Origin of the sequence: Acinetobacter legionensis (assembly GCF_048552295.1) — a bacterium.
Taxonomy (GTDB): domain Bacteria; phylum Pseudomonadota; class Gammaproteobacteria; order Pseudomonadales; family Moraxellaceae; genus Acinetobacter.
Genome location: NZ_JBIMCW010000002.1, coordinates 267,500 through 280,862, shown reverse-complemented (window position 1 = coordinate 280,862; position 13,363 = coordinate 267,500). Strand labels below are relative to the sequence as shown.

13 protein-coding genes and 1 pseudogene are annotated in these 13,363 nt (G+C 39.4%); 4 read left to right on the top strand and 10 right to left on the bottom strand.

The genetic code is table 11. From position 1 onward, the window contains the following. Position 1: 1 nt before the first annotated feature. The 6 genes and pseudogenes from ACG916_RS02880 to ACG916_RS02855 form a co-directional block, all read right to left on the bottom strand. Positions 2–1,582 carry a 5-oxoprolinase subunit B/C family protein gene (locus ACG916_RS02880; RefSeq protein WP_336952177.1) on the bottom strand — a complete coding sequence of 527 codons (1,581 nt, stop codon included), beginning with the start codon at positions 1,580–1,582 and terminating at the stop codon, positions 2–4. A 19-nt stretch (positions 1,583–1,601) separates the two neighbouring features. Continuing rightward, positions 1,602–2,408 carry a putative hydro-lyase gene (locus ACG916_RS02875; protein WP_336952178.1) on the bottom strand — a complete coding sequence of 269 codons (807 nt, stop codon included), beginning with the start codon at positions 2,406–2,408 and terminating at the stop codon, positions 1,602–1,604. A gap of 19 nt (positions 2,409–2,427) precedes the next feature. Next, on the bottom strand, positions 2,428–3,186 hold the full coding sequence (locus ACG916_RS02870) for a LamB/YcsF family protein (RefSeq protein ID WP_419327061.1): 759 nt from the start codon (positions 3,184–3,186) through the stop codon (positions 2,428–2,430). 35 nt (positions 3,187–3,221) lie between these two features. After that, positions 3,222–4,473: pseudogene (locus tag ACG916_RS02865) on the bottom strand (NRAMP family divalent metal transporter). 331 nt (positions 4,474–4,804) lie between these two features. After that, positions 4,805–5,713 (bottom strand): LysR family transcriptional regulator MumR, encoded by a 909-nt coding sequence (mumR, locus tag ACG916_RS02860; protein ID WP_336952181.1) that lies wholly within the window; start codon positions 5,711–5,713, stop codon positions 4,805–4,807. Between the two features lie 123 nt (positions 5,714–5,836). Continuing rightward, on the bottom strand, positions 5,837–6,082 hold the full coding sequence (locus ACG916_RS02855) for a SlyX family protein (RefSeq protein ID WP_419327060.1): 246 nt from the start codon (positions 6,080–6,082) through the stop codon (positions 5,837–5,839). 35 nt (positions 6,083–6,117) lie between these two features. Between ACG916_RS02855 and ACG916_RS02850 the strand changes: the two genes are divergently transcribed. Next, positions 6,118–8,028, top strand: coding sequence for an ATP-binding cassette domain-containing protein (locus ACG916_RS02850; RefSeq protein ID WP_419327059.1), 1,911 nt, complete (start codon positions 6,118–6,120; stop codon positions 8,026–8,028). A gap of 123 nt (positions 8,029–8,151) precedes the next feature. Here ACG916_RS02850 and ACG916_RS02845 read toward each other — a convergent pair whose 3' ends face one another. Beyond that, positions 8,152–8,601, bottom strand: a complete 450-nt coding sequence (locus tag ACG916_RS02845; protein ID WP_336952184.1) for a GNAT family N-acetyltransferase — start codon at positions 8,599–8,601, stop codon at positions 8,152–8,154. 365 nt (positions 8,602–8,966) lie between these two features. On the opposite strand from ACG916_RS02845, the gene ACG916_RS02840 reads away from it, so the two are divergent. Further along, the gene (locus ACG916_RS02840) at positions 8,967–9,182 is read left to right on the top strand and encodes a hypothetical protein (RefSeq protein ID WP_224964682.1); all 216 of its coding nucleotides are present in this window, start codon (positions 8,967–8,969) and stop codon (positions 9,180–9,182) included. 127 nt (positions 9,183–9,309) lie between these two features. On the opposite strand, the gene ACG916_RS02835 is transcribed toward ACG916_RS02840, so the two are convergent. Next, entirely contained in the window at positions 9,310–10,287 is a 978-nt protein-coding gene (locus ACG916_RS02835; protein WP_419327058.1) for an acyltransferase family protein, read from the bottom strand. A 37-nt stretch (positions 10,288–10,324) separates the two neighbouring features. Then, positions 10,325–10,876, bottom strand: coding sequence for an O-acetyl-ADP-ribose deacetylase (locus ACG916_RS02830; RefSeq protein ID WP_419327057.1), 552 nt, complete (start codon positions 10,874–10,876; stop codon positions 10,325–10,327). 117 nt (positions 10,877–10,993) lie between these two features. On the opposite strand from ACG916_RS02830, the gene ACG916_RS02825 reads away from it, so the two are divergent. Beyond that, entirely contained in the window at positions 10,994–11,929 is a 936-nt protein-coding gene (locus ACG916_RS02825; RefSeq protein WP_336952188.1) for an LpxL/LpxP family acyltransferase, read from the top strand. A 196-nt stretch (positions 11,930–12,125) separates the two neighbouring features. Further along, the gene (locus ACG916_RS02820; protein ID WP_419327056.1) at positions 12,126–12,689 is read left to right on the top strand and encodes a PM1805 family lipoprotein; all 564 of its coding nucleotides are present in this window, start codon (positions 12,126–12,128) and stop codon (positions 12,687–12,689) included. A 37-nt stretch (positions 12,690–12,726) separates the two neighbouring features. On the opposite strand, the gene ACG916_RS02815 is transcribed toward ACG916_RS02820, so the two are convergent. Further along, positions 12,727–13,044, bottom strand: coding sequence for a hypothetical protein (locus tag ACG916_RS02815; protein ID WP_419327055.1), 318 nt, complete (start codon positions 13,042–13,044; stop codon positions 12,727–12,729). Between the last annotated feature and the right edge of the window lie 319 nt (positions 13,045–13,363).

Sequence of the window (13,363 nt, the reverse complement as noted above, 5' to 3'; positions counted from 1 at the left end):
CTTAGTTCTCGATATCTACAAATTCGGCGATTTTTCTAAATTTGATATGGCAATCCGCAGGTATTTGTGCCACCAAATCCCAATGATGCTTGGCAACCGAAGCAATCACAGGATAACCACCTGTTAATGGGTGATCATTCATAAACAATACAGGTTGACCATTGGGTGGAATCTGCAAAGCACCAATACATGTGCCTTCGCTTTCCAATTCATGGTGAATCTTACGTGTTAAGGGTGCTTTCCCAGATAAACGTAATCCCACTCGATTACTTTCATGAGTCACTAACCATGCTTGATTGCACAGTTTTTCAATACTGCTTTGCTCAAACCAATCCGTTCGAGGTCCCATCACAATATCAAGTTCAATCGTATCGCCAAGGGACGGGAGATTGGATTTTGGCACTTCGTTGATGCTGATATTGGATGGGACAACTTGACCTTGGTAAATGACATCACCCGTTTTTAAAGGGGCTGGACCAAGAATGGCTAAACTGTCAAAAGAACAGCTATTTAAAATGGGTTGAATATCCAAACCACCACGAACCGCAAGGTAATTGCGTAACCCTGCACTCGGCGTTTGAATTTGAAATTCATCTCCCTCATCCAGTGCAATCGCTTGATAACTGTCAAAATCTACTTTTTGACCATCTGCAAATTTCACATGGATATTGGAAATTGCACCTGCCACGCTAATGACAGCTGAATTTTGCATGACTGCTTTTAAACCACCATTGAGTACCTCAATCACAGGCGTATCCGTTGGATTCCCCACGATTCGATTGGCACAATGCATCGAAACCACATCCATCGCACCTGCTGTCCCCACACCGATATTGCTGTGCTGAAAACGGCCTTCATCTTGAATCGAAACTTGCAAGCCAGATGCCGTGATTTTAAATAAGGGGTGTTTTAAAGTTAAATCTTGTCGTGGCGTGATTTGCTTGGGCACATCCACAGATACAGGCCGATGAGTTATATCCTCAAAATGCACCCGCATTCCTGGTCGTAAAAGCGCAGGATTTTGACGCTCCAAATCCCACATTTTTTCTGACGTTGTTCCAATCAATTGCCAACCACCTGGACTATCTTTTGGGTAGATACCCGAGTATTGCCCAGCAAGTCCAAGTGAACCTGATGGAATTTTTTTACGCGGTGTCTTTAGACGAGGCACGTCTGTAAAGGGCAGATCAAGGCTACTCATATAAGCAAAACCTGGAGCAAAGCCAATAAAGGCAACGTCCCAAGTACTTTGATGATGTTTTAATATCAGATCGGCTATAGAGAGGCCTTGCAGTTCCGCCACTTGTACTAAATCTTCGCCATCGTAACGAATCGGAATAATCACTTCCTGCGTATTGCGATCAAAACCTGAATCAAGGTTTAACGTACCAATCAAAACACTCAAGGTTTTAAAGTCAGTCTTGATTTCGTTAAAACAAATTAAAATTGTTTTTGCAGCAGGAATTAAATCTTTGATTCCATTCAAGTGTAAATTTTGCAATTTACTGTATAACGCCAAAGTTTCTTCTAAACTAGAAAGCTCAATCAAGAAACTGTCGGAATTTACCGATAAAAATCGCATTTACTGATCCTTTCTTGTCTTAACGCATCCACGCACGATCAGGTATGTCTGTAATCAACATATGTCCTGGTGCATGGCTAATGGCAAATGGGATTTTCGAGTTCATGATTGCCGCTTGAGGTGTTACACCACATGCCCAAAATACTGGAATTTCACCCTGTTCAATACGTGAGGCATCACCAAAATCTGGCTGATTGATGTCGCGTATTCCTAAACTTTCAGGATGACCAATATGTACGGGAGCACCATGAACACTCGGCATACGCGCCGTAATTTTTACCGCCTCAGCTATTTGATGGGCAGGAATGGGGCGCATAGAAACCACCATATTCCCTGAAATACGTCCAGCAGAAAGGCATTCGATATTACTCAAATACATCGGTACATTGGTCTTGTCATGGATATGACGCACTTCAATCCCTGCGTCTTGTAAAGCTGTTTCAAAGGAGAAACTACAGCCAATTAAAAAGGTCACTAAATCAGGATGCGCGTTATAAAGCTCACTCGCATCAGTGAGCTCATCAACCATTTCACCGTCTTTCCAAACACGATATCGTGGAAAATCAGTGCGAATGTCTGTGTCAGCAGCCAATCGAGAGTGGTATACGCCTTCTTCCAAAACATCTAACACAGGGCAACTTTGTGGGTTACGCTGGGCATACAACAAGAAATCATATGCCCAGTCTTTGGGTACAGAAATCATATTCACTTGTGTCATTCCAGCAGCCATTCCTGCTGTGGGTTGATCAAAACCCGCACGAATTTGTTGTCGCGCATCCAATGCAGCTTTTAGTTGAACTGGATCGACTTTAATCTCTTTAAACATGTGTCTTGTCCTTATTGTTTTATGCACAAAATGAACGAACTTGAATGTCGTTTTTTAACAGCTCAGCTTTAATCGCTGCGGACATTTCTAATGCGCCAGCAGTATCACCATGTAAACAAATCGTATCGGCTTGAATTGGGGTAAAGATGCCATCAATTGACTCAACCCCGCCATTTTTTAACATCGCAACCACACGTTTTGCCACAAACTCTGCATCATGCAAAACAGCACCCTCCAAACGGCGTGAAACCAGTGAACCATCACGGTTATAAGCACGATCAGCAAAGGCTTCTGAAACCACTTTTAGACCTGCCTGACGTGCTTGTGCAACCAAATTTGACCCAGCCAAAGCAACCAGTACCAATGCTGGGTTATACATTTTAATGGCTTCAATCACGGCTTCGGCTTGTACGGGATCTTTGGCTATGGTGTTATACAATGCCCCATGCGGCTTGACATATTGCACTTTGGAGCCAGCAACTTTTGCCAAACCATCAAGTGCCGAAATTTGATAGAGCACATCTGCAATCAGCTCGTCTTGAGACAGATCCATATTACGGCGACCAAAACCAACCAAATCTGGGTAGGAAACATGCGCACCAATCGTGACATCTAATCGCACTGCTTGTTGAAGCGTTTTCAATATTCCTAATGGGTCACCTGCATGGAAGCCACAGGCAATATTAGCACTACTGACAACAGGTAAAATTTGCTCATCATTGCCCATTTTCCATGAGCCAAAACTTTCACCCAAGTCACTATTTAAATCGACATACATTGTGATCATTCCTTTTCAATTGAGTGTTAAGTTGATTAAAGCTTGGTGAGGTAATTAAATACCGTCGTGAATGACATATAACCCATCCACCATGTGAGTAAGCAGGTTAATACACCCAAAACCAGCAACCATTTTGGATAATTATAATTGCCCATCATGTCTTTACGACATGCCGCAACATAGACAAAAATCGTTAAACCAATTGGTAATACCAAACCATTAAAACCACCCACAAAGATCAATAAGCCCGCTGGTGTTGCACCTAGAATCACGTAAAGCAACAGGGCTAAAGAGATAAAGCTAATCGTGAGGTAATTGGTATGTTTGGTGGTTAAGTTCTTTTTAAATGCGGACATAAACGAAACAGAGGTATAAGCTGCACCAATTGTGCTACTGATTCCCGCTGCCCAAAAAATCAAGCCAAACAGTTTAAAACCAAATGTACCCGCAGCATATTGGAATGCTTGCGCAGCTGGATTGGCATCGTGACTTGCTAAATCGATATTTGCGCCGCTGACCACAACCCCTAAGAATGCCAAGAACAATACATAACGCATGATCCCGACCACCACAATACCTTTGGTTGCGGCTCTGGCAACTTCATCAATATTTTCTGGTCCTACAGCACCTTTGTCCAATAAGCGATGCGCGCCTGCGTAGCAAATATAACCACCCACTGTACCGCCAACAATGGTTGTAATGATGGCGAAATCAATTTGATCAGGTGCAAAAGTTTGTTGAACGGCTTGCCCCACAGGTGGCATGACAATAAATGCAACGATCACGATCAAAACAATTTTGAGTAAACCCAAAATAATCATGCTCTTGTCCATCGCCAGTGTGGCTTTTCTGGAGGCAAAAATCAGAATTGCCAAAGCACCGCTCAGCACGCCGCCGACCTTGGTATCCAACCCAAAGAGTGCATTTAAGCCCAGTGCAGCACCTGCAATGTTACCGATACTAAAGAAAAACCCACCTAAAATAACCAGAAATGCGAGTAAGTAACCACTCCCCGGTAAAGCTTTATTGGCAATATCAGAAGCGCGCATTTGCGTTAAGGTAACTACACGCCAAATGTTTTGCTGAACAACGTAATCAATAATGATCGAAACTAGGATTGCAAAGCCAAATGCAGCACCTAATTTCACTGTGAATACAGCGGTTTGGGTTAGAAAACCTGGCCCCATCGCCGATGTTGCCATCATAAATATAGATGCAACAATTGCCCATTGGCGGTCAGATAAAAAAGAAGATTTCAATAAAGACATGTAGGCGTTCCTCATCCATTTGAGCTTAATCAACGCTATTTCAAGTGAAACAAAGAACATCTATTTTTCTAAAATATGAAATTCTTTAATCCTTTAAACTTTTAAGATTTTTTGGTTATGCTGAACCAAATCTGTATTTCAAATAAAAGCATAGGCGAAAGTGAGTCACAATAAGACTTTATCCAAAATTTATTAAACGTAAGATATTGAATTCATATATTTTTATTATTTTTAAAATCATTTAATAATGAATATTTATCACTTTCTATAAGTTCTCATTATCAATATTTCATATTTTTGCAATTTTTAAATCAAAACCAAAGCCGAATAAAATGCCGTTTTATTCTTCACTATCTAATTTTATTATTCAGCTTTTTCATGGCATTTTCCGAAGTTAAAACCGCTAAATCGGTCAACTTTTCTTTTAATGCGGTGTTATTGCCTTGTGTATAGATTGCGGTAAAGTGGAATGTCTTTAATTGGATTGGCGTATCCAAAATTTCCAATCGCCCATCTAAAATTTCTTTGATTGCTGTTAGTTTAGGTACAACTGCAATCCCTAAACCTTGTTCAGCTAAACGTAATAATGTGACCAATGAATAACTTGTAATGGATAGAGGTTCATCTATCTTTTGTTCTTTCATTTTGGCTTTGAGCTCTTTATAAGGATAGGTAATTCTTGGATAGGTTAAAATGGTATGCGACATCAATGCCCGCAATGACATCTGCCCGATTCCACCTTTAAATGAAGGTGATGCCAGAAAGCTTAATTCAAAATCACACAATGAACGTTCTATACATTCAAAAGGCAAAGTTGGCCCCAGTAAAAACGCCATATCCAAATCACCGGTGCGTACACCTTCTTGTAAATCTGGAGTTAAATTCACCACGATTTCAATGGAAACTTTTGGAAACTCTTGCTGGACTTGCTCCATATATTCCACTAGCCAAGTATGGACAATCGTTTCGGAAACCCCTAAACGAATCGTTCCTGTTAAATACTGACTTTCTGTGAGTTCAGCCACTAAGTCTGTTTCCAGTCGCATAAACTTTTCAGCATATTTAAATAAGGTCATGCCCTTATGCGTGGCTTTGATTTGACGAGAACGGCGATCAAGCACTTTAAAACCGAGATCATTCTCAATCGCAGTAATTTTTTGAGAAATTGCAGGCTGAGTCGTTTGAAGCTTTGTTGCGGCTTTATTAAAACTGTTTAAGGTCACCACCCAATAAAATGCTTCGAGGTTTTTTAAGTTCATAATCCATCTTAACCCACAAATTTAGCGCTTGCGTTATGCAAATCCTTTGCCAATACCACTGCTATGTGTGAATTTACTCTTGATTCAGCACACCTCAGCCACTCATATTTCACTTTCGTTAGATCAATAATGCGGAGGACGATTGGTCATTGGGTCAAATGCTGCAATACCTTCTGACAAATCAGCAGATTCTATACGTTGGTAAATTAACTGCATTTGTTTTTTTAAATCAGTGATTTCCAAGCTTTGTTGCGCTACTTGATCATTTAATTGTTCGACTAAATCATCTAAAAATGCAATTCGGACTTGCAAATCTTCTATGGGTGCGGAAAATGACGCCTGATCATCAATATTTTTATGTTTAGTCATTTTTAGTCCTCAGTGTGGGATGTTTAGGAAACCGTATGGCCTATATTACTATAAGGGATGTCCAACTTGCGTTTGGTGGACCTGCCCTGCTCAATGGCGCAAACTTCAATTTAGAACGAGGCGAACGAGTCTGTCTGATTGGTCGTAACGGTGAAGGTAAGTCTACTTTACTCAAACTGATTGAGGGAAGTTTATTGCCTGATCAAGGTGAAATTGCATTACAAAATGGTATTACGATTTCTATGCTTGCTCAGGATGTACCGATGGATTCGGGCAAAGTTGCAGATATTGTTGCCGAAGGTGCAGGAGAAGCCGCGCTCGTCCTAAAAGAATACCACGAAGCCAGCGATGCTTGTGTATTAGGTGATATGGAAGCTTGTGATCGTATGGGCAACCTACAACATAAGCTGGATTTGCTCGATGGTTGGGCATTAGAAACCAAAGTAAATTCTATCTTGAGCAAAATGGGCTTAGATCCTGAAGCGGATTTAGCTGATTTATCAGGGGGGCGTAAACGCCGTGTACTTTTAGCACGTGCATTGTTGACGCAACCTGACGTTTTATTACTTGACGAACCAACCAACCATTTGGATGTAGAAAGTATTGAATGGTTAGAGAAATTCTTACTCGATCAAAACAATCTGACCCTGTTATTTATTTCCCATGACCGTGCTTTTGTTGACAGTATTGCGACACGTATTGTGGAATTGGATCGTGGTATTTTACGTAGTTATGAAGGTAACTACTCACGCTACCTCGACTTAAAAGCACAGCAAATGGAAGCTGAAGAAAAGCAGAATGCGCTGTTTGATAAACGCTTGGCTGAAGAAGAGACTTGGATTCGTCAAGGCATCAAAGCACGTCGTACCCGTAACGAAGGTCGTGTACGTGCATTAAAAGATTTACGTGAACAATCTAAAGCACGTCGCTCACAACAAGGTAAAGTGAGCATGGCGACTCAAGAGGCAAATCGTTCAGGTAAATTGGTGTTCGATATTGAACACTTAAGTGTGGCTTTTGGTGATAATGCACCAATTATTAAAGATTTTTCTGCTTTAGTACTACGTGGTGACCGTATTGGTTTAGTCGGTGATAATGGTGTAGGTAAAACCACCTTGATCAAAGCCATTTTAGGTGAACTTGAACATGGCGGTTCGGTGAAAACAGGTACACAGCTTGAAGTGGCTTATTTTGACCAATTACGTAATGCGCTAGATCTTGAAAAATCAGTAATGGCCAACGTGTCTGAAGGCTCAGACTTTGTCGATGTTAATGGTGGTCGCCGTCATATCTACAGCTATTTACAAGACTTTTTATTCTCGCCTGAGCGCGCACGTACTCCTGTCAAAGCACTTTCAGGTGGTGAGCGTAATCGTATCCTTTTGGCGAAGTTATTGCTTAAACCGTCTAATCTTATCGTAATGGATGAGCCAACCAACGACTTAGACATGGTGACTTTAGAATTACTTGAAGAAATGTTGAGTGATTATAAAGGGACTTTGTTATTGATCTCTCATGACCGTGCATTTATGGACAATGTTGTGACATCAACTTGGGTATTTGATGGTAAAGGCAATATTGATGAATACATTGGTGGCTATCAAGACTATCTAGAACAACGTCCAGATCAGCGTGTTGTCGATCAGAAAAGTGATGTAAAAAAGGCCATTGCTAAAGCGGAAGCTGCTGCGACGCTTGCTGAACCAGCTGTTAAAAAAGTGAAGTTGAGTTATAAAGATCAACGTGCTTTAGAACAGTTACCCGCAGAAATTGAAGCTTTAGAAAAAGAACAAACTGAACTAACTGCAAAACTTGCAGATGGTTCTTGGTTTGTGACTGATGCAGATGCAGCCACCAAAGCGTCGCAACGACTTGGCGAGATTGATGAACTGCTGCTTGAAAAAATGGAGCGTTGGGATGCATTAGAAGAAATGACCAAAGGTTAATTCTTATAAAATCTTTCAATAAAAAACTCCGTAAATATGCGGAGTTTTTTATTGAGCCTGCCGACATTGAAACCAACAACATTGATCAATCATCTTATAGATATACAACACATATTTTCAGCTTTATGTATTAACCAGATTTAAGGACATTGGAACATAACGTAACCCATGATTTTCAATGGTTTCATCTTTCACCACAAAGCCAAATCGTTCATAAACAGGTTGTGCATTACAGCTTGAATTTACCGTAAATACTGAAACACCAGACTTTTTCACCTCCTGCAAAATAAAGTCCCACATTGTTCGGCCAATTCCCTGAGCTTGCTTCTCTTTCGATATAAAGAAATGAACCAAATGGGCCGGATTCTTATACGCAATAACACCGATCATCTGCTGATGATCGCTATAAACAAAATAGTGAATTTCAGGATTCTCAAGCATTTTTTCAATCATACTTGCGGAAAACAGTTGTCGCCCACTGTCATTAATTGCAAACTCATCAATAAAAGGCGCAATCAATTGAGTAATTGCAATTAAGTCCTTAATGGTTGCTCTTCTGATTGTCTTATTCATGTGAGGGGCATTCCAATAGTGGAGTAGCAGTAAAAGATCAAAATGCTCAATTTAAGTCTGTAATCAGAATTTCGTTATCTAAATAATACTTGAAATGATATATAACAAACTCCTTCATTTTTAAAAATAAACGCACTTATTTAAATGGCTTAGTTCAAGTTAAAATGACGGCAATACTTTACTAATTAAAATTAAATAAAACTTAAAAAATCAAAGCACTTACCATTCCCCACTCATCTTACCAATGATCATTTCATTTATACTGAATTTCGCTACAAGCACTTCATGATGTTTCCATACAAATCCACCAAGATATGATTATCGAATCTAGTTCAGATCTCGAATTATTTAGTGAGAATATGATCATGAAAAAAGTTACATCATTACTTGTTGCAGCATTCACCACAGCAATTTTCGCAGGTTCTGCAATGGCAGCAACTCCAGCACAGCATTCGACTCAAGCGGTTAAAACCCATCAAATGCAAAAACAACATAAAGCTGGCCATAGCCAAAAACACCATGCCGCTGCACAAAAATCAGCAACAGCAAAAAAAGTAGAGGGTAAAGCAGCAACCAAATAATCCACTTTAAAACGTTGTTTTAAAACTGTCGCTTTATAAAATTATGATCCTCATGCTTAAAAGCTACACCAACAGTGTAGCTTTTAAATTTTTAGCGAATGCTCTGGATCGCTTCAAATCCATTCAGCTACTTTAAACCAAACTTCTCAGCAGGCTTGATTAACCATAAGGATAATTTTCTTAATAAAACATCAAAAAATTGCTGTTGTAACATCCAGCAAGTCAATACAGATAAACCAATACAAATCCCAATTTCCACAAAAATATGAAAATCCAGTTGCCAATAACGTGCAATCAACATCACCACAAAACCATGTAGCAAATACACCGCCAAAGTGTTTTTCCCAAGTTGCACACAGCCAATATTCAATAATTTTGTCCATGCAAACATCGCGAAAATGCCCAAACTCGACATCAATAGACAGCCTATTCTGATCCACGTACCATCCCACATACTTACCTTAAGCTGCTGATAACTTAAACTGCCATATAACCAAAATGGGTTGATTTGGGTGAAATATACCAAGCTTGCAATGCCCATCACGATAAATCCAGCTAAAACTTGAGTGAATTTAAATTGCTGAATTTTCTCGACAATGGTTTTGCCATAAAGCGCACCCACAATAAAAAATGGAAAGAAGCTAAAAATTCTTCCGATAGAGTATTGGTAATTGTTCCAAGGGCTTAAACCGATACATAAAGCAAGAATCAGTGCAATCGGCAGTGCAAATTTTGTTTTTATCAAAAAATGGGTAAGCGTTGTCCATACCATCATGCCCAACAGATACCATAAGATCCAATAAGCTCGTTCAAAAAAATTCCAACTAAGTTGAAATTTACCTGACCAGATGGCATCAAATGCAGGAAATAGAATTTGAAAGGGCAAATAGAGCGAGACAAAAAATAAAATATTCTTAAACCACTTACTGTCTTTAAACAACATGCCCGAAATAAAGATAAAAGCAGGCATATGTACAAAATAAATCGTACCTAATAAGACATGATCAAGCGGATCTTTCCAACCGATCATGCGTTCTAGAAAATGCCCGAGAACCACAAGAAATATCAGTGTTGCCTTACAACTGTCTAAGTAGGTATTTCTCATCGCAAGGTTGTCTAGAATAATCAGTGAATAACTGTAATTATATACCTAAAACATGTACGTGCTTTTGGTCAATCTCAGCAAGATGCTGGCGATAGATTTTAAAATTTTCCAAATCAAAACACACGAAACTGACTTCCTCTAAATTGGTCGTCTGGGTTAAAAACTTAGTCACGCTGTTTATGGCAATAAATGCTGCCTCTGATTTGGGAAAACGATACATGCCTGTTGAAATATTCGGAAATGCCAGTGTTTTTAGCTGATATTGCTCAGCGAGTCTTAAACTGTTCAGATAGGCTTTTGCAAGAAGTTCATTTTCAGCATGCTGTCCATCTTGCCAAGTGGGGCCCACGGTATGAATCACATAATTACAGGGCAACAACCCCGCTGTGGTAATCACTGCTTCACCAATTGCACACCCCCCCTGTCTGGCCCGAATCTTTTGACAATCCTCCAAAACAGCTACCCCACCTTTACGATGAATCGCACCATCCACACCACCACCGCCAAGTAACGAGCTATTGGCAGCATTCACAATTGCATCCACCTTTTGAACTGTAATATCACCTTGAATTAACCGAATTATTTTCACGTCATGCTTCCTTGCTTATCCTCAATGAGAGTGAATGACATCTTGAATTTTCTTCTTTAAACCGCTTCATGCTACACTCCTTTCAGTTTTAACTGCCCCAAAATTTACAAAACTGCTATGAGTAAAAAGCATCAATACGAGCCTGGAAAATTTTATTGGGCATTTTTACATCCGAAATATTGGGGAATCTGGATTGCGATTGTATTTTTGATGATGCTCGCAATTTTGCCTTGGGCAATTCAGTATCGCTTAGCAACACTGTTGGGCAATATTGCCTTTGACCGACTGAAATCGCGTCGTGAAACAACAACGCGTAATTTAGAAGTCTGCTTTCCAGAATGGTCGCCTGAACAAGTCATCGACAATTCAAGACAAGTCTTTGTTGATCAAATGGTCGGGGTCTTTGAAACCTTAAATGCATGGTACTCACCACAATGGTTTAAAAACCGTGTCAGTATTCAAGGTCTAGAGCATATCCGACAAGCCAAACAAAATGGTCAAGGCATACTGTTACTCGGCACTCATAGCACCATGCTTGATGCTGGTGGTTATTTATGTGCACAATTTTTTGAACCCGATGTCGTGTATCGCCCACAGAATAATCCTTTACTCGATATGCTGATTTATCGTTGTCGTGCAACGATTTATAAAGCGCAGATTGATCATGATGATATGCGTGGATTGATTCGCCATCTGAAAGAAGGTGATGCGATTTGGTATAGTCCAGATCAGGATTTTGGATTAAAACAAGGGGTGATGGCACCCTTTTTTGGTACGCCCGCTGCAACGGTAACGGCACATCGACGTCTATTGAAAATATCAAAAGCTGTCGCGATCCCACTGTATTTCTATCGTGATGGTGATATAAAAGATCCAAAATACCATGTACTTATTGAACCTGCTGTTGATCCATTACCCAGTGAAGATGAAATGGATGATGCGATTCGTGTCAATAAAATCATTGAAAATCAACTACGGATCGCGCCGACACAATATATGTGGTTTCATCGTCGCTTTAAAACACGTCCCAAAGGCTATGAGAAAATTTATTAATTTTGAAAGCTTTCGTTTTTAACAATCAGGAGATATAAAAATATCTCCTTTTTTATTTTGGTCATCTAGCGTTTAAATACCATCGTTCATGGCGAACTGCGTCTAGTTACATATGCCCACTTTCTTGATTAAACAATGCGAATTAAGATTTATCAATAATAAGCTAAATACATTCAAATTTAAGGAAAATAAAACCATGAATATCATCAATAAAGTTCTTTTTTCATGTTTGATCAGTTCCAGTTTGATATTTACTGCATGCTCAGAGCAAAAAGCAGATATCGCCCAAAACAAAACCTCAGAAACTACGTCTAGGGTAACAACTCAAGGCAATTGGAAAAGCAAAGCGACTGAACTGAGTACAGCCAACTCAACAGAGATTACAACAGACTTGGCTCAACTTAATCAGATCATCAATCATGCAAATACTCAAGCACTTCAATTAAGAGCGGAGCTTCAATCAGCTGCTTCCCAACCTGAAAAGCGCCAGCAGATTTTACTCAAAGCCAATGATATACAAGCGAAAACTCAACAACAAATTATGGCATTAAATTTAAAAAGTAGTGAAGTACAAAGTCTACGCACACAGATGATTGATAATTTAATCACCAGCCAGAAAATGTATACGCTTTCAACAGCCTCAGATTTTAATCCAAATGCACCCAGTGATGAATTTAAGCAACTTGGTAAACGTTCAATAGCGCTTCAACAAAAAATTTCTGCTGAAATAGACGCCTTAAATCAACACTATGGAAAATAAAAACAATCTGGATCATAAGCGGGTTAAGTAGAAAGACCTAACCTTTCCATGCTCGAAAACGTGCCATCGCCCAAATCACATAAGGCCAAAAAATCATATTGACTATACTATGGATACTTTCCCAAATACGCCAATAGCCTCTACCAAAAATATCTGCGCGTGCATTAAAGATTTCAATTACAAATGCAAGCACAACTGTGGCGATAATCGCAAAATTTGATTTAAGTTGTCTTTTATGAATTGCAGCAACAATAAAATAAATGATTAAACCTGCATAGATAAATAAAGCATCACTACTTAAACCTGTAAAATGTTTAAGACTTGAAGCGAATTCTTGAACTTTTGCGAAAAACATAGCCACTCTTTTTTATTTTCAATCTTATCTGTTCTAAATTATATACCACAAATAAAGCATAACCCGAGTTCTGCATCCTGCAAAACTCGGGTTCATGAGGTTGTGCTTTCACATCTTATTCTTATTTTCTTGGTTATCCATTCCAACATCAAATCCTTGATGATTACTCCATCGACTTCGTCTTCCTTAGTGAGATTTTCCGTTCTCATTCCCTGTGTCGATAAGTAAAGATTAAAACGAATATGCTTTTCATGCTATCCGCTTAGGGCCTAAATCCATGTAAGTAATTGCTTACAAAAAATAGCCATTTTTTAATTTT